This is a genomic window from Bradyrhizobium sp. LHD-71 (genome assembly GCF_031157255.1).
Taxonomy (GTDB): Bacteria; Pseudomonadota; Alphaproteobacteria; order Rhizobiales; family Xanthobacteraceae; genus P52-10.
Map to the genome: position 1 here is coordinate 95,041 of NZ_JAVIFX010000016.1, position 20,019 is coordinate 115,059.

The 20,019-nt window shown below is 59.6% G+C and carries 18 protein-coding genes; 10 read left to right on the top strand and 8 right to left on the bottom strand.

Translation table 11 applies throughout. The features are described from left to right. Positions 1-20: 20 nt before the first annotated feature. The 5 genes from RCO31_RS18780 to RCO31_RS18800 form a co-directional block, all read right to left on the bottom strand. Positions 21-2,327 (bottom strand): AAA family ATPase, encoded by a 2,307-nt coding sequence (locus tag RCO31_RS18780; RefSeq protein ID WP_308969969.1) that lies wholly within the window; start codon positions 2,325-2,327, stop codon positions 21-23. Then, on the bottom strand, positions 2,308-3,687 hold the full coding sequence (locus RCO31_RS18785) for an outer membrane beta-barrel protein (RefSeq protein WP_308969970.1): 1,380 nt from the start codon (positions 3,685-3,687) through the stop codon (positions 2,308-2,310). The genes RCO31_RS18780 and RCO31_RS18785 overlap by 20 nt, the downstream gene beginning before the upstream one ends. Positions 3,688-4,060: 373 nt before the next feature. Beyond that, positions 4,061-4,648, bottom strand: coding sequence for a polysaccharide biosynthesis/export family protein (locus RCO31_RS18790; protein WP_308969971.1), 588 nt, complete (start codon positions 4,646-4,648; stop codon positions 4,061-4,063). A gap of 107 nt (positions 4,649-4,755) precedes the next feature. Further along, the gene (locus RCO31_RS18795; RefSeq protein WP_308969972.1) at positions 4,756-5,493 is read right to left on the bottom strand and encodes a metallophosphoesterase family protein; all 738 of its coding nucleotides are present in this window, start codon (positions 5,491-5,493) and stop codon (positions 4,756-4,758) included. A 220-nt stretch (positions 5,494-5,713) separates the two neighbouring features. Continuing rightward, complete coding sequence (locus tag RCO31_RS18800) at positions 5,714-5,932, bottom strand: hypothetical protein (RefSeq protein ID WP_308969973.1); 219 nt, start codon at positions 5,930-5,932, stop codon at positions 5,714-5,716. Between the two features lie 363 nt (positions 5,933-6,295). Here RCO31_RS18800 and RCO31_RS18805 point away from each other — a divergent pair, with 363 nt between their 5' ends. From RCO31_RS18805 to RCO31_RS18825, 5 genes are all read left to right on the top strand, one after another. Further along, positions 6,296-7,042: a sugar transferase gene (locus RCO31_RS18805; RefSeq protein WP_308969974.1), complete on the top strand. Its 747-nt coding sequence runs from the start codon at positions 6,296-6,298 to the stop codon at positions 7,040-7,042. Positions 7,043-7,077: 35 nt separating this feature from the next. After that, positions 7,078-8,544, top strand: coding sequence for a mannose-1-phosphate guanylyltransferase/mannose-6-phosphate isomerase (locus RCO31_RS18810; protein ID WP_308969975.1), 1,467 nt, complete (start codon positions 7,078-7,080; stop codon positions 8,542-8,544). 54 nt (positions 8,545-8,598) lie between these two features. After that, entirely contained in the window at positions 8,599-9,384 is a 786-nt protein-coding gene (locus RCO31_RS18815) for an FkbM family methyltransferase (RefSeq protein WP_308969976.1), read from the top strand. A 68-nt stretch (positions 9,385-9,452) separates the two neighbouring features. Beyond that, entirely contained in the window at positions 9,453-10,772 is a 1,320-nt protein-coding gene (locus RCO31_RS18820) for a UDP-glucose/GDP-mannose dehydrogenase family protein (protein WP_308969977.1), read from the top strand. 130 nt (positions 10,773-10,902) lie between these two features. Then, positions 10,903-11,250 (top strand): hypothetical protein, encoded by a 348-nt coding sequence (locus RCO31_RS18825; RefSeq protein WP_308969978.1) that lies wholly within the window; start codon positions 10,903-10,905, stop codon positions 11,248-11,250. A gap of 71 nt (positions 11,251-11,321) precedes the next feature. Here RCO31_RS18825 and RCO31_RS18830 read toward each other — a convergent pair whose 3' ends face one another. Beyond that, a complete protein-coding gene (locus tag RCO31_RS18830; RefSeq protein ID WP_308969979.1) occupies positions 11,322-12,425 on the bottom strand; it encodes a glycosyltransferase family 4 protein in 1,104 nt (367 codons plus the stop codon). 245 nt (positions 12,426-12,670) lie between these two features. On the opposite strand from RCO31_RS18830, the gene RCO31_RS18835 reads away from it, so the two are divergent. Both RCO31_RS18835 and RCO31_RS18840 read left to right on the top strand, forming a co-directional pair. Next, positions 12,671-13,423: an SDR family NAD(P)-dependent oxidoreductase gene (locus RCO31_RS18835; RefSeq protein WP_308969980.1), complete on the top strand. Its 753-nt coding sequence runs from the start codon at positions 12,671-12,673 to the stop codon at positions 13,421-13,423. Between the two features lie 180 nt (positions 13,424-13,603). Continuing rightward, positions 13,604-14,785, top strand: a complete 1,182-nt coding sequence (locus RCO31_RS18840) for a Xaa-Pro peptidase family protein (RefSeq protein ID WP_308969981.1) — start codon at positions 13,604-13,606, stop codon at positions 14,783-14,785. Positions 14,786-15,381: 596 nt separating this feature from the next. Here RCO31_RS18840 and RCO31_RS18845 read toward each other — a convergent pair. Next, a complete protein-coding gene (locus tag RCO31_RS18845) occupies positions 15,382-16,122 on the bottom strand; it encodes a metalloregulator ArsR/SmtB family transcription factor (RefSeq protein WP_308969982.1) in 741 nt (246 codons plus the stop codon). A 67-nt stretch (positions 16,123-16,189) separates the two neighbouring features. Here RCO31_RS18845 and RCO31_RS18850 point away from each other — a divergent pair, with 67 nt between their 5' ends. From RCO31_RS18850 to RCO31_RS18860, 3 genes are all read left to right on the top strand, one after another. Further along, complete coding sequence (locus RCO31_RS18850; protein ID WP_308969983.1) at positions 16,190-17,179, top strand: alpha/beta fold hydrolase; 990 nt, start codon at positions 16,190-16,192, stop codon at positions 17,177-17,179. Between the two features lie 13 nt (positions 17,180-17,192). Further along, a complete protein-coding gene (locus tag RCO31_RS18855; RefSeq protein ID WP_308969984.1) occupies positions 17,193-17,906 on the top strand; it encodes an antibiotic biosynthesis monooxygenase in 714 nt (237 codons plus the stop codon). A gap of 407 nt (positions 17,907-18,313) precedes the next feature. Next, a complete protein-coding gene (locus tag RCO31_RS18860; RefSeq protein WP_308969985.1) occupies positions 18,314-19,045 on the top strand; it encodes a phosphotransferase in 732 nt (243 codons plus the stop codon). 256 nt (positions 19,046-19,301) lie between these two features. Here the strand turns inward: RCO31_RS18860 and RCO31_RS18865 are convergent, their stop codons facing one another. Further along, positions 19,302-19,733 carry a VOC family protein gene (locus RCO31_RS18865; protein ID WP_308969986.1) on the bottom strand — a complete coding sequence of 144 codons (432 nt, stop codon included), beginning with the start codon at positions 19,731-19,733 and terminating at the stop codon, positions 19,302-19,304. Positions 19,734-20,019: the final 286 nt, after the last annotated feature.

The window sequence follows — 20,019 nt, forward strand, 5'->3', positions numbered from 1 at the left end:
GACGATGTGGCGGCCGCGGTTCAAAGCGCCGCCCCGCGCCTGAGACTGAAGTCGGTATAGGGTTTGATGTACGCAGAGCTGCTGTAATAGTCGTAGTGGCGCAGCCGATGCAGGTCGACTCTGGTCAGTACCGTTCCAAGGATCCGGTCGTGAACGGGAGCAAGCATATCGACCGCGTCGAGCGCAGCGTCGCGCGGGGTCTTGTCCCAGGCGAGCGCCAGCACGATTTGATCGGCCTGTTCCGCTAGCGCGCGTCCGTCGACCAGCGGCAGCAGTGGGGGGCAGTCAAGGATAATCAGCTCGTAGCGTTGCCGCAGGTGCTCGAAGACGGCGCTGATCTTGTCAGAGAACATCAATTCCGACGTTGCGTGGCTATAGGCGTTCACGGGCGCCGGAAGCACCGACAATCCGGAACTGCGGTCGACCAGGATCGCGCGTTCGATCGGCTCGTTGCCAAGGGCCACGTGCAGCAGGCCGGTTCTTGCTCGGGGGCAGAGCGAGCGGGTCGTTTCGGGGTTGCGCATATCGCAGTCGACGAGGAGCGTGCGGATGCCCAGCGTCGCGAGCGACAGCGCAAGATTGACCGCTACCGTGGTCTTACCCTCATTGTCGATGGCGGAGGTCACAAGGATGATCTGAACCGGCTTGATTCGGAGCGCGCGTTGAATGGCAAGCCGAATGGCGCGAATGGACTCGGCAAAGAACGACGCCGGTTCCTCGATCGCGTACCGCATCAGAGGCGGTTGCAGCGGCGGAGGCAGCAGGCCGGTTGCAGTCGGATCGTGCCGTCCCAACATTTCACGTCCACGCTTCGCTCGGCCCGCGAGATCGCGGGCATCGACCAGCGGGACGGCGGCAAGGGCTGGAACGCCGAGGAGGGCGGCTGCGTCGTCCAGGGTTTTGACGCGGCGATCGAGGTAATCAACAAGAAATGCCGCGGCGCTGCCGATCCCGAGCCCGAGCGCGAGCGCCAGTCCCACGATCAAGGTCGATTTCGGGAACGACGGGTTGATGGGAATGCTGGCCTTCGTCACTACACGGGAGTCAGGCATTTCCAGCGTCTCCTGCGCACTCGTTTCCTTGTAGCGTGCAAGATACGACTCGTATTGCGTGCGATTGGCCTCGGCCTCCCGACGCAGTTCGTGCAATTGAATGAGCGCCTGGTTGGATGTGTTCGAGACGCCTTGAAGCTCCTCGAAACTCTTTTGCAGCGATGTCTCCCGCGAGAGAGCGACATCATAGTCGTGACGCGTGCTTTCGACGATGCGGCGGATTTCGTCGTTGATCAGGCGCTGCGTGTCCTGAAGCTGCGCGCGAACGTTGGCGACCAGCGGATGACGCTCGCCATATCTCGCCGACAGGTCGGCGCGGCTCTTTGCAATATCGGCGTACTGGGTGCGTAGCTTCGTGATGATATCGGACGAAATCGCGGCGTTCATGGCGCCGGGATCACCTCCGGCCTTCGCCATCTGCTGAATCTGGTCGAATTTGGCACGCGCTTCGGCGGTCTGCACGCGCGCATCGATCAGCCTGTTGTTGAGATCCGTGATCTGCTGGTCGTTGACGGTGACACCTTGGGAGACTGTCAGATTGTTGGCGGAGCGGAAATCCTCGACCGCCTTCTCCGACAACGTGACCCGCTTCTTCAGATTCTCGATCTGGCCGCTGAGCCAGCCGGCCGCAATTCGGGTCGCTTCATATTTGGCGCGAACCTGCTCCTCGAAGTAGGCTTCGGCAAGCTTGTTGGCGATATCGGCCGCTTTTGCAGGGCTTTCCGAATTGACATTGACGTCCACAAGAAATGTGGTGCCCTGCCGAACCACTTTCAGCCGCTGCTGAAGCGCGTCGACCGCGCGGTTCGTGGAGATCTCTTCGGCACTGAGGCCGGACGACGGCGAAGACGGGCGAAGCAGTCGCTTGATCGTACCGAGCATGGTCGGCGGCGGGACGAACTCCTCGTCCTCGGCGAGCTTCATTCGCTCGACCACGCGTCGCAGGATCGCGACCGACTTGATCAGAAGGACCTGGCTTTCGATCGTAGCATCGTCCGTGCCAAAGTTCGTCAGCACGGCTTGGGTCGTATCCACGACGTTTGCCCGTCTCGGATCGACCAGGATCGTGGATGTAGCGGTGTACTGGGTCGTGGCGCTGATCACGAAGATCAGCGCCGCGAGCGTGAGCGCTCCGGCGATCGTGCCGATGATGTGCCAGCGGCGCAGCAGAATTCTTGCGATCTCCCGCAGGTCGACCGTTTTAGCCCGCTCATCGTGGGTGGGCGAAGCTTCGATGTCCGGTACGGGCAGATATTCAGAATTGTGCCGTAGCATTGAACCCCACCAGATGCTTTTCGTAGCGGAAGGCCGGAACGTTGCTGTTGCGGTCGGTGTACCTGTGGAACAGCGAGATTGTTCCAAACCGGTTCGGCAAATATTTTATTCGGGAGTCGACGGTGTTGACCTGATCGCTGCGGGATTGGCCGTGGAACCGATCCCACTCCATTCCGCCGGCCACAGACACCACGACATTTCGGCGAAGCTCATAGTCGACTCCGAGTTGAAGACTGTCGGCGATTACACCGGTGGCACTTGTATCCGAAGTTTGTGTGACAAGCTGCTCCGCCTTGAGTTTGACATCCATCATGCGCGTCGGGCTCCAATTGAGCATCGCGCGATAAGCGGGTCCTTCGATCGTGCCGATCGTCGGATCGTCGAAGCGCTGCTGCACATAACCGACGCCAAATTCGCCGGTGATGAGTCTTGTCAATGCAATATTGAGGCCAGTGAGTACGCGATAGCCGTGTGAATCGATGCTCTGCGTGGCCGTCCCTCGCAATTCGCGCTGGTTGTATTCGAGTGACGAAAACCAGCCGACGTTCGACGAGAAAGCGTAGTCGGCCCGCCCATGCAGGGCGTAGATCTGACCGTCGCGGGCGCTTTGCGAAATGATCGTGCCGTCCTGCGCGCGCGTCGATCCGAAATTATAGGACTCGACGCCGACGCCGACGGCCAGCGCCCATCGGTTGAACTCCTTGCGCACCGTCACGTCGCCGCTGAAGAGATCGTAGGGCGTCGGCTCGACGGCGTTGGCCGGGGAGGCGAGTGAGCCAACCCCCTCATTGAGGTGAGAGGCCTGGAAGCTGGTCAGGACCATCAAGTCGCGCGCGACATCGAACCAACCGCTGCCGCGAACGCCATAGTTCGTCTCGTCCAGGCTTGAGTTTTCTCTGTAGTTGATGGATTGCGCACTGAGCTTCAGGTCGAGCCCGTGCCGTTCCCACATCGAGCGCAGGCGCAAGGCCGGCTCCACCATCGCTGCGATGTCGCTTCGCCGCAGCGTGTTCGACGAGAAGACGTTGCTGTCGTAGAGGACGCCGGCAGTCAGCGACGGATTAAACATCCACGGGCCAGATCGGATGCCGACAGGCTCGTATCCTGGATGCTGACGCGTCTTGACCGGGGTGTCTTCCGGCTCAGGCTGCTCGACCGTGTCCGGATCTTCAAGTTTGGGCAGCGGCGTTCGTTCAAAGACGCGCTGTGAGCTCCATGGTGGCGCAACCTGTTCGCCGAACAGGGGAATGACTTGGGCATGCGCGGGCGAGATCGAGCCGATGATGATGGCGAGCGCTGTCGGCCGCCGGAACGAGCGCAACCCTGAACGCCTCGATTGCCTGGTCGCGCCAATCGCCATTCGCCTCTTCCAGAACAAAACAAATCCCCGCACGACCAACGATGCGTTCGTGCTTTTTGCAAAACTGCCCCAGGAAAAACGACATGCGCATTGCCCCTGAAGGTGATGCAGACAGGGGGATGCCGGGCCATGGATGTGATGCGGACCCGAAGAGAAGCGCAAGGCCTAGTTACTCATCGGACGCTCTCCTCGCGTGCAGAAGAAACGGCATCGCGCATTCAACCCATGATGCAACTGTCTCTCTTGCTCTGCAGCAACGTGTTGCATTGCAAAGAGACGGTAGTATGGCGATGATTTGGTCGGGCCGCCCATGTTGAGTGCAGACTGCGAATTATCTCGGCGGAGAATTCGCAGACACGTTTCGATCCACAGATCAGAACCAGCGTTCCGGAACGCGGATGTTGTCGCCGGGAAAGACCATGACCGGAGCGTCCAAGGGATAGATTTCTTCCACCACCGAGCCGGCGCGCCGAATGACGACCTTGCCCTCGTTGGCGCGGTAGGTGTAACCACCTGCGCTCGCGACTGCGTCGAGCACGGTCAGACCGGCCTTGTAGGGATATTCGCCCGCACGTTTGACCTCGCCGAGAATGAAGAATGGTCGGTAGTTCGCGACCTCCACATTGACGCGCGGGTCCTTCAACATGCCCTGCGATAAGGCTGCAGCGATTGCATTTTCGAGCTGCCGCGTCGTCAAGCCGGCAGCCTTTACGCGTCCGGCGAGCGGAACCGAAACGTAGCCGGCGCTATCCACCTCATAATCGCCGGTGATGTCGCCTTCGCCGTAGACCTTCAAGCGAATGCGATCGGTCGGTCCAAGCCGATAGGATGGCGAGCCCGGCTCAGGACGGGAGGCGTAGTAGCTGCCGCGCGATTGAGCGCCGACTTCAGGCTCCACGGCTTGGCCGGGAACCGCCGCTGCAAGCATAATAACCATGCTCAACGACAATCGCTGGATCATACTCACCCCCTTCAACACGAGACCCGGCGTGCTTATGGGTCAACAATCGGGCGAAACAATGCACGCGCGGGATCTCAATGCTGTCCAGTCGATGGCACATCGGCACGTCATAAAAATGAAACTGCTGCAGCTTCCAGGACAAGGCATGTAAGTTTTCCAGTGTGGACGGCGCCTGTGTCGATGTTGATGCGGTTGCTGCTGACGTATGGATGAATCACGGGCGTATGGCCGTGCACGACTGTCCATCCATGATCCGCCTTTGATTGAAGGAATTCCTGGCGGATCCAGAAGAGGTCGTTTTCCACCTGGTATTCGATCGGCACGCCGGGTCTGATGCCTGCATGGACGAACAGGTAGTCGCCGCACCAATAGATATTTTGCAGGCACTGAAGAAACAGAAGATGTGTCCGCGGGAGCACACTGCAGAAGTCACGATGCAGTTCTGAAGGCACAAGTTGTGCCATCGCCGGAAGGGCGACGCCGTACGAGTTGATCGTGTTCAGCCCGCCCAACCGTCTCCAATCGTAGATGACGTCCGGGTCATGGAGGAAGTCTTCCAGCAACGCCTCGTGATTTCCCCGCAGGCAAACTGCATTCCGATACACGAGGCGTCGACAAAGGATGTCGATAACCGTCTTCGAATCGCTCCCGCGATCGATGTAATCGCCGAGATAGATTTCGATTGCATACTTAACAGGACGTCTACGAAGGTCGTCGTCGATACGTTGTACGACATCGAACAGCAGGTCGGCCCGGCCGTGAATATCGCCGACCGCATAGACGCGCGTTGCCGGCGGCACGCGGGAGCGCCAGGCCGTTGTACCCGGAGCACCGGATCTTCCCATGCGAGGTTCGTGAGGGGAGACTGCTGCCATGTTTCGCGATGTTTTGGTAGCGGGCGGCGAGCAATGGCAGGCGCGATAGCCGAAGCTCGCTGATCCCACCTTGTACCTCTCACGATAGCACGCACACTATATATAGAGTGCATGAGATATATAGAGCGTATAGAGGGATGGAGAACTCGAATCGCTCAGACTTAAAGACGCATTGTGTCCGGAATGCGCGTCAAAAGAAGAGCCAGCGCACGGCCACAATGATTGCGACCCATGCCAGGACGTTTGCAAGCAGTATCCAGTTTCTCAAGCGGCGATCTGGTGTCACCGTCGACTGAGGGTCCAGGCTGTGCGCATCGCCAGCAATCATTCCTGACTCGATCGATGAAACATCAGGAGAGCGGCCACCCCTGGGCACGCCTCTCTCAAGTTTTTCAAGTCTGATGATCATCGCTTCCTGCGCAAAATCGTTCCCTGGTTCCACCCTGCCACAAATCCTCTTGCGGGTATCTGAACGTATTGAAGACAATTATTTGCATGGCAGGTTCAACCACTGCGCAGCTTAACAGTTGAGCAATGCCAGTTAAGTCCTTCGCCGTGCGGTTCAATTTTGCTGCACTGCAATTTGCGCCGGGGCGTTGCCCATGCTGCGCCCGCGAAATTTTCCTTTTTCCGTCTCACTTCGTCCAAGAATTTTGGAGAAGCTGCCCACTGTCCGATGTTCGTACCGTGCGACTCGCCGTGGACGTCGGAAAGCTTTCGTCTTTTGGGGCTGCGTGTCTGCGCTGACTCGCGTTGTGGATGGAATCAGTCGATGACGACTCTCGTCTCTCTACCCGGCGCACAGGACAACGTTTCCCGCTTCTGGAAAACCTACCGACCCAAGCCATCGTACCCGGACGCCGAGCGTGAAGCCCGGCGCGGCCGGTATGCGCCGCGGGTGTCGGGAGTGGGCGTCCGGCTCTCGGCCAGCAAGCGGATATTCGATGTCACGGCAGCCGCTATGGGGCTGTTGTTGCTCTTGCCGCTCTTCATCGCGATCGCAGTCGCGATCAAAGTCACGTCGCGCGGCCCGATGTTCTTTCGGCAGTATCGATACGGTTATCGAAACAGGTTGTTCAAGATCTATAAGTTTCGCACAATGTACTCTGCGCTCGGCGATCAGTCCGGCCGGCAGCAGACGGTCGCGAAAGACGCGCGGATAACTCGGGTGGGTCGTATCTTGCGCAGCACCAGTCTCGATGAGCTTCCGCAGCTGATCAACGTGATCAGAGGGGAGATGTCGCTGGTCGGACCGCGTCCGCACGTTCCGGGCATGCTGGCGGCCGGCATGCTCTATGAAGACTTGGTTCCCTATTATTTTCAACGACATGCGGTGAAGCCTGGGATCACGGGCCTGGCACAGGTGAGCGGCTACCGTGGCAGTACGGAAGACGCCGACAGCGCGATAGCGCGCGTCGATTTTGATCTGGATTACATCGCGCACCGGTCGCTGAAGCTGGATTTGGCGATCATCGTTCGCACCGTTCGCAAGGAATTCCTCGCAGGGAGCGGAATGTAGGTGCGACGAAGGGGACAGGGGCGAAGGGGGCAAGGATGAACCAGGCACAGCGGAATATTAAGAGGGCGGAACGGACCGGGTTGGACGCTTCCATCGTTCCCGTTTTGTTGTCGGGGGGGACGGGGTCGCGCCTCTGGCCTCTGTCGCGCGAGGCGCGGCCAAAGCAATTGCTGTCATTGACGGACGAAAGAACGCTGCTGCAGCAGACGGTCGCGCGGGTCGATGATGCAGCCCTGTTCGGGGCGCCGATCATCATCGCCAATGCCGAGCATCGCTTCCTGATTGCCGAGCAGCTGCGTGCCATCGGCCGGGAGGCGACGGTCATGCTCGAGCCCGTCGGCCGAAGCACGGCACCGGCCGTCGCCATCGCGGCGTTGACCGCATTGCGTGACGATCCCGAGGCGATCATTCTGGCGATGCCGGTCGATCATATGATCCGGGATCCTCTGGGCTTCCGCAGGGCCGTTGCGGCAGGCCTGCCGGCCGCCCGTGCGGGCCAGTTCGTTCTGTTTGGCATCCGTCCTGACTCTCCTGCGACCGGAATGGGCTACATCAATATCGGCGAGCCTTCCTCCGCGGTGCCTGCCGTCCACCATGTGGGTGGCTTCGTGGAGAAGCCCAATCTCGCGACGGCCAAGGGCTTTCTTGCGGCAGGGTCTCATCTTTGGAACAGCGGCATCTTCCTGATGTCGGCGAAGGCCTATCTTGAGGAGCTCGAGCGGCTTGCGCCGGACGTTCTGACCGCATGCCGCGCGGCCTTGTCCGGAGCGGTCGAGGACTTCGATTTTGTCCGCATCGCCGCCGACGCATTTGCGGCGTCGCCGTCGATCTCGATCGACTATGCGGTCATTGAGAAGACGGACAAGGCTGTGGTGGTGCCGGTGGACATCGGCTGGAGCGACGTCGGCAGTTGGTCCGCACTTTGGAAACTCGGCGACAAGGACGACGAGGGAAACGTCAAGTCCGGTGACGTCGTGCTGGAGGACGCGCGCGGGTGTTATCTGCGCAGTGACGGGCCGCTGGTGACCGCGCTCGGGGTTGACGATCTTGTCGTCATTGCCGCCTCGGACGTCGTGCTGGTCACAAGGCGCGATCGCGACCAGGACGTCAACAAGCTGGTCGCGCGACTGCGCGCGAATGGTCATCGCGCCGCGACCGAGACGCCCGCGGTTCACAGGCCATGGGGATACTATCAGTCGGTCCATTCCGGTGAGCGATTTCAGGTCAAGCGGATCACCGTCAATCCTGGCGCGAAGCTGTCGTTGCAGATGCACTATCATCGGGCGGAGCATTGGATCGTGGTCAACGGTACTGCGCTCGTCACCCGCGACGATGAAACGGTGCTGCTGCGCGAGAACGAATCAATCTTTGTCCCGCTGGGATGCACGCACCGCCTCGAAAATCCCGGCAAGATGCCGCTCAATCTCATTGAGGTGCAATCGGGTCCCTATCTTGGGGAAGATGACATCGTCCGCATCGAGGACGTCTACAACCGTGTTTGAGTCGCTGATGCCACAAAGGCGTTATGCGGCCGACGCAGTGACAGGGGGCCGCGCATGCGAGCAGTGAGATCAGCAAAAAAAGCGCTCAAAGAGGCGTTCCCGTCCCTTTGGCTGGAGTGGCATTTCATGCGCCGCCCCAAGTCCGCTGAAGTGGAATTGGGTTACCTTAAGAACGTCATTCCGAGCAACGCGATAACGGTTGATGTCGGGGCCAACCGCGGCCTCTACACGCGTGAGCTCGCGCGCTGCTCGAAACATGTGCACGCTTTCGAGCCCACGAAACAGATGGCCGACCTGTTGCGCCGCACATCGGCTTCCAATGTTCAAATCCACGAGATAGCCATTTCGGATCGCGATGGCGTAGCGACGCTTTCCGTCCCGCTCGATGGCGACCAGGCGGTGCACAGCCTCGCATCGATTGAGCAGCGGACCGACGCGGAAACATGCGCCATGGAAACAGTGCGGACGGCTCGCCTCGACAGCGCCGTCAAGGACGACGTGGCCTTCGTCAAGGTTGATGTCGAGGGCCACGAGCTTCATGTGTTGAAGGGAGCGACCGGCGTGATCGAGCGAAGCCGTCCGGTTTTCCTGGTCGAGGCAGAAGAGCGCCACAGCTCTTCGGCGACGGCGTCCGTGTTTGAGTTCTTCAAAGCACAAAGCTACCGAGGTTTCTTTATCCTCGACGGAGAGGTCAAGCCGATCTCCGAATTCGATCCGCGTACGATGCAGGACACCGATTCGCTTCTGCCTAATGGCGGGCGAAAGGAGGGGCAGCCCTACATCAACAATTTCTTCTTCTTTCCCGATCATATGGACGGCATGACCGCCTTGCTTGGTTGACGCCGGCCTCAGCCTTAATCTTCGCTTCCGGCAGCTCTTAGCGGAAACCGAACAACCAAGGAGCGTTCATGCGCATCTCAATGATAGGCGCCGGCTATGTCGGCCTTGTGTCCGGTGCTTGCCTTGCTGACTTCGGGCACGAGGTCACCTGCGTCGACAACGACGAGGAGAAGGTCGCGCTGTTGAATCGCGGTGAAACGCCGATCTATGAGCCGCAGCTGGGACAGATCATTGCCGATAATGTTACGGAAGAGCGCCTCCGGTTCACGACTGACCTGAAGACATCGGCCTCAAAAGCCGACGCGGTATTCATCGCAGTCGGCACGCCGTCACGGCGCGGTGACGGCCACGCGGATCTATCCTACGTTTACGCGGCGGCACGCGAGGTTGCGAGCGTGCTGACTGATTTTACTGTCGTCGTCACGAAATCAACGGTTCCTGTCGGCACCGGAGATGAAGTCGAGCGCATCATCCGCTCCGAGCGCAAGAACATCGAGGCGCCGGTCGTTTCGAATCCTGAATTTCTACGGGAAGGCGCGGCTGTCTACGATTTCAAGCATCCGGACCGTATCGTGATCGGCACGAACGATGATCGAGCGCGCGAGGTGATGAACGAAATTTACCGACCGCTGCACCTGAATGCGTCGCCGATCATGTACACTGATCGCCGCAGTGCGGAGCTGATCAAGTACGCCTCCAACGCGTTTCTTGCAACCAAGATCACCTTCGTCAATGAAATCGCGGACCTTAGTGAGAAGATCGGCGCAAATGTGCAGGATGTCGCCCGGGGAATGGGCCTCGACAAGCGCATTGGTCCGAAGTTCCTGCACCCTGGTCCCGGCTTCGGCGGCTCGTGCTTTCCGAAAGATGCGCTTGCGCTTGCCAAGACTGCACGCGACCACGAGTCTCCCTTGCGGATCGTTGAGACGGTCGTCGATGTGAATGACCATCGCAAGCGCGCGATGGCCAAGAAAGTCGCGGCTGCGCTTGGCGGCAACCTTCGCGACAAGACCATTGCCGTCCTCGGACTGACGTTCAAGCCGAACACGGACGATATCCGCGAGGCACCTTCGATCCCGCTGATCACGGCGTTGCAGGATTTTGGCGGACGCGTGCGCGCATACGATCCGGCCGGTATGGAACGGGCAAAGCAGGTTCTGCAAAACGTCGAATTCTGCGCAAACGCCTATGAGTGCGCTGCCGATGCCGATGCGGTCGTCATTGTAACTGAATGGGACCAGTTCCGCGCCCTGGATCTCAAGAGGCTCGCTGCAGTCATGGCGTGTCCGGTGATTGTGGATCTGCGGAACATCTACGCACCTGACGAAGTTATTCGAAACGGCTTTCTCTATAACGGAGTAGGCCGGCCGCTCTCGCTGTCCTACTGACGATTGAACGCGAAAATCGCCGAATTGCGATTCGGCGCCACGGAGTTGCGGTCCAATGATCACGGGGTTCTTTAGGTCGCGTGCGACCACATTTCGTACCCGCTCCCCGGAGCGGGATCGGGAGTCGGACTTGATGAAAGTCGATCGGGTCGCGAAAGCAATCGATCAGGCGATTGCCGATCTGACCGTGGAGCGGGATGGTCTCGCTCAGCGGTTGACAGACGTCACGTCACGGGCGGCGATTGTTGCCGGGAACGGCGCCGACGACTACCTGACGCGCGAGAAGGCGGTGAGCGACCGCCTGAGCGAGTTGGATACCGAAGTCAAAAATGCCCAGTCTAGGCTAGACCACCTAACTTACAACATTTCGCAATTCGAGTACCTGCGAGATGAATTGCGGTCACGACTTTCCGATGCCGGTGGATCAGCCGCCCGCGATGATGGTCCGAACATGCGCGAGCCCGCTGTGGCAAGCTGATTCAAGCGCGATGAAGTGTCGTGACGGTGATCGCGGCTATTGGTAGTAGCAGCGCATTCGAGCGGCGCAGACTAGATCGCCTTCATCATCTGCGTGTAGATGTTGAGGTACTGGTCGCGCATGTGAGCGATGTCGAGTTTGGTGACGAAGCGCTTGGCTGTTGCAGCGATGCGCGTCGCAATCTCGGGCTGTGACGCGAGAGCGATGATCTTTTCGGCCAGATCTTCTGCCGAGCCCACCTTGAACTTCACTCCGTTTGAACCGTCGATCAAAAGTTCAGCCGGCCCGTCGATGTCCGCGGCGATGACCGGTACGCCCATTGCCATCGCCTCGAGCAACGCGAGCCCGAAGCCTTCGTAGCGTGAAGGCAACACAAAGACATCGGCGTCACCAAGCAGGGCCGGAACGTCGGTTCGATCGTAGAGAAAGCGGATACGGTTCGACACGCGCTCGGCGGAAGCGAGCTTCTGAAGAAATTCAACTGTCGTCCGGTCGCCATCGGGCGGACTGCCGACAAAATCGCAACGAACGTCGAGATTGCGGCTCAGGCAGATTCCCAGCGCCTTGATCAGGATGTCCTGACCTTTCTGGCGCGGGTAAAGACGGGCGACGTTGATCAGACGAAGCGGTGTACCAAGCCGGCGTGGACGATCTGGCGCACAGAACGATGCAAGCGGAATACCGTTATGCACCTTGAAGATGCGTTGCAGGTTCACATGGCGGCACTCGCGTTCGACCGCGCTGGAGATTGCAATGTTCCAGTCGACGAAGCGCTGGTGTAGCCGCAGCCTGACCCGATCCCATGAGGCGACGATGCCGGTGTTATGGATCGTGTAACCGACGCTCATCGACCGATAGAGTTTGCCGAGCATGGCGAAGTGCTTGGCGCCGCTGTCGTGCGCATGGATCAGGCGAACGTCATGCCGGCGCATGATACGCAGCAAGGTCAGGATGATCCGCGGATTGCGTTCGCCGGGCGTGCGCTTCAGGAAATACGTCGGATGGCCGCTCGCCATCAGTTCGGAGGCGAACTGCTCGTTGACTTTATCGTTGATAACAACGAAAACAACTTGTCGTACGCTATCGCCAGTGGCACAACTTGCCGCGAAGTTGATCAGGAGTCGTTCCGAGCCGCCAACCGTCAGCGACGAGATCAACTGAAGTACAGATGCCACGATGAGCCTTTCCCGGCCCGTGCGCCGGGCGTACTCAAAAATTTGCTCCGCAATTGCTCCAAACCGACTTTGGCCAATGGCCGCGGCTTAAATGGGGCAGCGCACGCAGTCATCATGACGCGCCGAAGAGTCGCGCGCAGCGAGACCTGTTACACACGCTTCGCAGCGCATGCTCGTGGAGGTCCGGTCCGACCAATCGCATGCTATGACATGGCTCAGGCATACAAGCGAGGGAGGGCCGACAAATGCAGATCAACTTCAGCGGACAACGGGTGGTCGTCGCCGGCGGCAGCCGGGGAATCGGTCGATCCATCGCACTCGGGTTTGCAGGCGCCGGAGCGTCCGTGTCGATTTGTGCGCGCGGCCAATCCGGGCTGGATGCGACCGCGCAAGAAATAAGTGCACTGGGTGTAAAGGTTCATGCGCTCGCTTGTGATCTCGCCGACAAAGAGGCGATCGAGGCTTACATCGCTGCTGCTGCAGACGCGCTCGGTGGGATCGACGTTCTCGTCAACAACGCATCCGGCTTTGGTGGCGGCGACAGTGAAGAGGGCTGGAAGAAGGGATTCGACATCGACGTGATGGCGACAGTGCGGGCGTCGAACGCAGCGATCCCGTATCTCGAACGCAGTGGCGGTGGCGCGATCCTCAATATCTCGTCGATCTCCGGGCTTGGCGCGAGTGCGAGGTCGACATCATACGCGGCAGTTAAAGCAGCCGTCATCAACTATACGATGTCACAAGGATTGACGCTTGCGCGCAAGAAAATTCGCGTCAATGCGATCGCGCCTGGCTCGATCGAATTCCCTGGCGGCTTGTGGGAAGAGAACAAGAAATCGAACCCGCAGCTCTACAAGGCAATTTTCGATTCCATTCCATGGGGGCGCCTCGGTAAGCCGGAGGAGATAGCCAACGCGGCGCTGTTCCTTTGCAGCAAGCACGCATCCTGGATTACCGGTCAGACGCTGACGGTCGACGGCGGTCAAGCATTGGGCTAGCGACCAACGGGCGGGGGCGAGATAGGATTAAAGGCCTGTTGCTGGGATCGCGCTTCAACAACGAAAGTGCGTATTCGCACGTGCGCGTTCCACGAGATTTGAGGAGCGCGCCTTCTGACCCAATGATAGTATCTCCGCAAGACGCGCCGCAGCGTCGTGCCAAATCGGAGGGAACCGCAGATGGCTCTTGCAGAGACGGAGACCCGCAAACCCATTCCGTTCAATGTCGAGCACCTCGACCGGCTGTTGGATGAGGCCGGAATTGACGTGCTCGTCGCTACATCGAAGCACAACATTCAGTATCTGCTTGGCGGCTATCGCTTCTTCTTTTTCGACAGCATGGATGCGGTTGGTGTGACCCGGTATTTGCCGGCGCTGGTCTATCGCAAGGGCAAGCCCGAGCAGGCTGCCTATATCGGTTGCGGCATGGAGTCCTACGAGCAGGAACTTGGCAAATTCTGGCCCGCCAATCTTGATTTGTCGGTGCTGGGCAGCAAGGAAACGATGCAGCAGGCCTTGGATCACATCAAGAAACTCACCGGCGTGCGACGGGTGGGGGTGGAATCGGGCTTTATGCCGGCTGACGGTGAAGCGGTGCTGCGACAGGGATTGTCGAACTGCGACATTGTCGATGCGGTATTTCCGCTGGAACGGCTTCGCGCGTGCAAGACACCCGAGGAAATCGGCTATCTGCGTGAGGCGTCGGAGCGCGTCGTCGCCTCGATGCTGGCGACCTTCGCACAATGCAAGCCGGGCATGACGAAGCAGGAGGTCAACGAGACGCTGCGCCGCGAAGAGGTCAATCGTGGTCTCGTGTTCGACTACTGTTTGCTGACCGCTGGGACCAGTCTTAATCGCGCGCCATCCGAGCAGCGCCTCGCTCCTGGCGATATCATGTCGCTCGACTCCGGCGGCAACTATAAGGGCTATATCGGCGACCTTTGTCGGATGGGCATCCTCGGGACGGCTCCCGATGCTGAGCTTGTCGATCTGCTCGGCTTCATCGAAGAGGTGCAACAGGCTGCGCGCAAGCCGGTTAGACGCGGCGGTCGGGGAGGTGACGTCATCGACGTTGCCGAGGCGATGCTGGATGGGTCGCCGCATCGCAAGTACACACATTACATGGCGCATGGCATGGGTCTGGTCACCCATGAAGCGCCGCGGCTCATGAACAATCCACGCATGTCCTACACGGGCTATGACATGGACCGACCGCTCGAAAGTGGCATGGTGATCTCGATCGAGACGACCATGTCCCATCCCAAACGCGGCTTCATCAAGCTGGAAGACACGGTGCTGGTGACGGACGACGGCTATGAAGCGCTTGGCGACGGGGGACGCGGCTGGAACAGGGCCGGCTGATGAGAAGTGTTTGGCCAGCTAAGCACGAAAGTTAACTGCCATCTGCCGGTCAAATGGCGCCTCACGCCTGATCCAGACCTAGCTCGGCGGTGGTTTTGCGAGTGGCGGCGGCGCGTCCATCCGATCCTGATGAACCTCGTCACTCGACGACTCTCGTGGAAGTAAAGTCATTCCGCTCTAAGCGCCTCGTCGGCAATCACTCAAACACCTGGAAGCGTCGGAGAGTCTTGGCGCGCTCCGGCTCGGCAATCGCCTGATCGCCGCGAGGCCGGCAAAAATCAGAACCAGGCTCAGCAGGGCATCGGGGAGGGTTGCTCGCTCAGCAGCAGCATGCCCCACGCGCGACGCCGAACAGCGGCACCAGAAAATTGTTGAACGACGCAATCCCGGCGCCCGCGCGTGTCCGCGGCCGTGTTGATGATTCCGAGGCCGACGTTGCCCATTGAACTTTGCTCCGTAGCGACGGCTTCGCGTGAAAGGCTGCATTGTGTTGGTCGCCGTGTAGAGTTACCCGATCAATGCACGTCATCGTCCAACTAATCTGAGGTCAGTCAATCACCGACTCCCAAGCGTACGGCGAGGCGAGCACGCATCCTCTAAATCGCAATTCCAAAAATGTCCTTGAAGCCGTTATGACCGTGAGGCGTGATCGAGACGGCGCGCGTGCCAGGGATCCGGGCGATCCATTCGAGCTCAAAGCAGCGATCGGCGAACGCAGCGCCGATCGCGCCGGCAAGATGTGGCCTTTGTTCCGTCCAATCAAGGCACGGACGGCAGAAGACCCGCCTGAGGCGGGCGAGGGCAGGAACGTTGATGCCGAATTCTTGGAGCACCCGGACCCCGCGGGGAGTGATCTCGCCACCATCCTCCGATAAAAGCAGGGAGTCGGATCGCACAAGAGCGCTTGTCAATGCGACCCCAAGGTGTCCGGCCAGATGGTCGTAGCAGGTGCGGGCTTTGCGAAGAGTTTCATCGCGCACGGATGCAGGTCGTCGCCGCCGTGAGTTTGCGGCCGTGAGTACCAGGGCTGACTCCAATATGGATGCGACACGCGACGATGCGAGACGGTAGTATACATGCCGTCCCTCTTTCACCCGAGCCACGATCTCCGCATCCGTCAGCTGGGCGAGATGCCAGCTCACCGTCTGCGCTGTCAGCCCGGCATCGTTGGCAAGGCCTCCCGCTGACCGAGTTCCGCCATCCATCAGGACAAGAAGCATCTTGGCCCTAGCCGGATTGCCGATCAGCGCGCCGATTTCGGCGAGTTCATTTGCAGTTGTCATGCCAGATAGATAGACGCCGACAAGCCATGTGTGAACGACCGACACTTCGATCATGCTCGAAGTGTCAGCAGGAACCGCGCTGCTGTGAAACACGTTCCCGGTTAAACCGGATGAGCCTCGCATGTTGCAGCAGAACGTTCCGAAACTGGATGCCCGTGAACAGCACTTCTGGATCCCCGGACCGCGTCCGGGACTGAAGCTCTTTTTGCGACACCTGCCGCCCCGCGTCCGCGTGGAACAACCACGTCCTGTCCTTTACGTACATGGCGGGACCTTTCCGTCAGGACTGTCGATCGCGCATCGGTTCGACGGGTACTCCTGGCGTGATGCCTTATGCGCGGCAGGATTTGATGTCTGGGGTTTCGATTTTTGTGGGTTCGGATTTTCCGACCGATACCCTGAGATGCATGAACCGTCGGATCAACATCCATCACTCTGTCGTGCGCCGGATGCCGCGAAACAGGTATCATGTGCCGCCAAGTTCATCCTTGAGCATCATGCGGTCTCCCGGCTTTCGATCATCGCGCATTCCTGGGGATCGATGCCAGCATCCCACTTCGCCGGTTCGCACCAGGCTTTGGTCGCCCGGCTTGTGCTTTTTGGCCCGATCGCGCGGCGTCCACCACGGCGCTATGAAACCCCGCCCGCGCCACCGGCGTGGCGCATCGTCACGCTCCAGGATCAATGGGATCGATTTGTCGAGGATGTGCCTGCCAACGTGCCACCGGTTCTCTCGCGAGAGCACTTCGATGAATGGGGCGAGCGCTATCTGGACTCGGACCCGGAGAGCCGCGGTCACAATCCGGTCGGCGTGAAGATTCCAACAGGTCCGTTTACGGATATTCTCCACACTTGGCATGGGCGTCTCGCGTACGAACCGTCACTGGTGAAGGCCCCTATAGCAATTATTCGTGGAGAATGGGACGGGTTGATTCCCGACAGTGATGCGCGCTGGCTCTTCGACGCTTTCAGCGCGTCGCCGGAGAAGCGCGATGTGAAGATCAGCCGTGCCACCCATTTGATGCACCTGGAGGCAATGCGGTTCGCGCTTTATCGCGAAAGCATTTCGTTTCTCTGCGCGGATGATCAGGAAGCGCCAACCCCAGCATGAGAAAGGAGAAGGCATGTTTGTCGTAATTTTTGAAGTGCAGCCGAAAGCAGGGCGCTGGGACGATTACCTGGACCTGGCCAAGCAGCTAAAGCCGAAGCTCGAAGCGACCGATGGATTTATTGACAACGAGAGATTTAAAAGCAAGCAGGACGAGGGGCGTGTCTTGTCTCTCTCGACTTGGCGGGACGAGAAGGCGGTGGTGCGCTGGCGAACCCATGAAGGACATCACGGTGTCCAAGAGAAGGGCCGGTTTGAAGTGTTTCAGGACTATCACTTGCGCGTTGGCGAGGTGATAACCGATACTCAGCCGCCGGCGGGACATCCTCTCGCGCAGACTCGGCTCGATGAGACCGAAGTTGGCGCTGCCAAGGCAGTGACTCTTACCGAGATCTTGCCATCGGAAGGAGCGACGCTAGCGAGCCGGTCCGACCTGCTTGTCTCTCATCTTGAACTCGATCCGACTGCGCCTGGATTGTTGTCTCACGATGTATTCGAGAGCATCTACAACCCTGGCAAGCTCGTCTTGCTGGCGTCCTGGAAGACTGCAGACGCGGCCAAAACCTGGCAGCCGGACCAACCCCATGCTGTTCGGAGCCTGCGGCACCGACGGGTCCGCGTCATTCGAGACTATGGGATGTTTGAACGGCGGGAGGCGCCGCAATATTATCCAGACGTGGATCGCAAGAAGGGTTCCGGCCTCCAGACCGGTCTGCGGGCGGCGCGGTAGCTCGAGCGGTGGTGCACGTGGCATGATCAAACGTGCGGACTCAACCCTTCGGAGGACCGCGCTTCAATCCAGCTGAGCTACTTGTGCCGTCGCTCAATAACTAGCGCCCCTAATTTCGTAGGCCGGCGACAGCCTCCGTTCCGTTTGAGGCAATTCGCCGGTCGCTGCACGCGTGGTTTGGCCGGAGCCGTGCGCTCAAGCGCGCTGACGTTGCCCTTGTATCCCGCCATGAGTTTCGCATTTCCTTCCCGGCTCTCGGCCAACCGATTTGCCGCTGCCGGTATCCGTCTCTACCACTGTGCTCGGCGACCACGTCATAAGTTGGCGGCCAACGTGTTGACGTATATGCTTCGGCCGATCGCTCGCGATTTGCACGAGCGACGCCGGGATTTTGCGCGGAGTTATCAGTGGGATGGGAGACACTCGGGCTATGGGGTGAAGAGGTCAGTCGCGTCGAACCACTCGCTGGCGGTGTGGCCAACGACGTATGGAGCGTACGGGTCCGAGGGCGCCTCGCGGTGGCGCGTCTTGGCGCTAGGAGCGACGCTGATCTCGCGTGGGAAACTAGGCTCTTGCAACACCTTGATCGCGACGGTCTGACAGTGCCGGTACCGATCCCGACGACGGACGGACGGTTGTTTGCGCACGGTCTTGTGGTGATGACTTACGTGGAAGGCGGACCGCCCGAGACGGAGGCCGACTGGCGTCGCGTGGCCGAGATGCTCCGCCGCCTGCATCGGTTGACCGAAGGCTGGCCGCAGCGCCCAGGTTGGCGATCGTCGACCGACCTCCTGCGCGCCGAGATCGGGACAAAGATCGATCTCAGTGCGATGCCGCCGGAGGGAGTTACTCGATGCCGCGCCGCGTGGGCGCGGCTCGTCGGAGGTCAGACCTGCGTCGTCCACGGCGACCCGAACCCGCGCAACATCCGCATGACCGCAGATCGAGTTGCGATGATCGACTGGGACGAGGCGCACGTCGACGTGCCTGACCTCGATCTGGCGCTACCGCATAACGCTGCCGGCCTCGACGAAGGTGCGTATGACATCGCCGCGCAAGCGTCCGCCGCATGGGAAGCCGCCGTCTGCTGGGACGACGAGTACTCAATCAAGCGACTTGCCGAAGTTCGAGCGGTCTGAACAGGGACAGCGGCTCGGCGACCGCTTTCGGTCATTTTTGACGGATTTCGGCAGGTTGATGTCCGTCCTGCCATAACGCTGCAGCAGGCAGGCCAGGGCGTTGGGTAATGCTGGCCGTTAGCGGTCTGTTACAGATCGAGGTCATTTAAATAGGGGCAGCGCATACATTTCCGACGGAGAAATCAGTCTTGTTCTCCCTTCAAAATGACCCCAGATGCCATTCGGTGAACTGGTCCGGATATGGCATGGCTAGCCGTTACCGAATACCACCGAGTGGTTCTGCCAGTCCGATGAGAAGTCCTTCGGGGCCACGGATGTAGCAGAGCCGATACGAGTCCTCGTACTGAACGACTTCGCCGACGAGCTGCGCACCTTGCTTGCGAAGTCTGGTGAGTGTTTCGTCGATGTCGCTCACTGTAAACATGGCGCGGAGATAGCCGAAGGCGTTCACCGGGGCGTTCCGGTGATCAGCGGCTACAGACGGGGCGAGAAAACGCGAGAGCTCAAGGCGGCTATGGCCGTCGGGAGTGGCCATCATGGCGATCTCGACGCGCTGATTACCCAGGCCAGTAATGCGTCCGGCCCATTCTCCTTCAACCATGCCTCGCCCCTCAAGCGTCAGGCCAAGTTCGGTGAAGAAAGAGACCGCGTCATCGAGGGATTCCACCACGATGCCGACATTGTCCATTCGTAGTAATTTACTTTTGTCATGATCTCGGTCGTGTCCATGGTGATGGTGTAGTTGCCGAACGGTAGCTACTACAGCGTAGAACGGTCGCCACTACAGTGTAGACAGCCAATCCGACGCGGGCCGCATGCTGCGCTTCACGGGGCATGGAAAGAGTTCTACGCACTATGCGAGCACTTGTTCCAGGAGCGAAGCAATGTCGCCCCGGTACCACACCATGTTCGTGATCCGAACCGCCAAAGATTTTTCGACCGAAGACCTTTACGGCTTCGTCGCATCAACGAGA

Coding starts and splice junctions, on each gene's coding strand:
- RCO31_RS18865 (WP_308969986.1), bottom strand. CDS start 19,733: ATGGACAATGTCGGCATCGTGGTGGAATCCCTCGATGACGCGGTCTCT.
- RCO31_RS18815 (WP_308969976.1), top strand. CDS start 8,599: ATGCGAGCAGTGAGATCAGCAAAAAAAGCGCTCAAAGAGGCGTTCCCG.
- RCO31_RS18805 (WP_308969974.1), top strand. CDS start 6,296: ATGACGACTCTCGTCTCTCTACCCGGCGCACAGGACAACGTTTCCCGC.
- RCO31_RS18835 (WP_308969980.1), top strand. CDS start 12,671: ATGCAGATCAACTTCAGCGGACAACGGGTGGTCGTCGCCGGCGGCAGC.
- RCO31_RS18795 (WP_308969972.1), bottom strand. CDS start 5,493: ATGGGAAGATCCGGTGCTCCGGGTACAACGGCCTGGCGCTCCCGCGTG.
- RCO31_RS18785 (WP_308969970.1), bottom strand. CDS start 3,687: ATGGCGATTGGCGCGACCAGGCAATCGAGGCGTTCAGGGTTGCGCTCG.
- RCO31_RS18780 (WP_308969969.1), bottom strand. CDS start 2,327: ATGCTACGGCACAATTCTGAATATCTGCCCGTACCGGACATCGAAGCT.
- RCO31_RS18845 (WP_308969982.1), bottom strand. CDS start 16,122: ATGATCGAAGTGTCGGTCGTTCACACATGGCTTGTCGGCGTCTATCTA.
- RCO31_RS18855 (WP_308969984.1), top strand. CDS start 17,193: ATGTTTGTCGTAATTTTTGAAGTGCAGCCGAAAGCAGGGCGCTGGGAC.
- RCO31_RS18820 (WP_308969977.1), top strand. CDS start 9,453: ATGCGCATCTCAATGATAGGCGCCGGCTATGTCGGCCTTGTGTCCGGT.
- RCO31_RS18850 (WP_308969983.1), top strand. CDS start 16,190: ATGTTGCAGCAGAACGTTCCGAAACTGGATGCCCGTGAACAGCACTTC.
- RCO31_RS18800 (WP_308969973.1), bottom strand. CDS start 5,932: ATGATCATCAGACTTGAAAAACTTGAGAGAGGCGTGCCCAGGGGTGGC.
- RCO31_RS18840 (WP_308969981.1), top strand. CDS start 13,604: ATGGCTCTTGCAGAGACGGAGACCCGCAAACCCATTCCGTTCAATGTC.
- RCO31_RS18790 (WP_308969971.1), bottom strand. CDS start 4,648: ATGATCCAGCGATTGTCGTTGAGCATGGTTATTATGCTTGCAGCGGCG.
- RCO31_RS18810 (WP_308969975.1), top strand. CDS start 7,078: ATGAACCAGGCACAGCGGAATATTAAGAGGGCGGAACGGACCGGGTTG.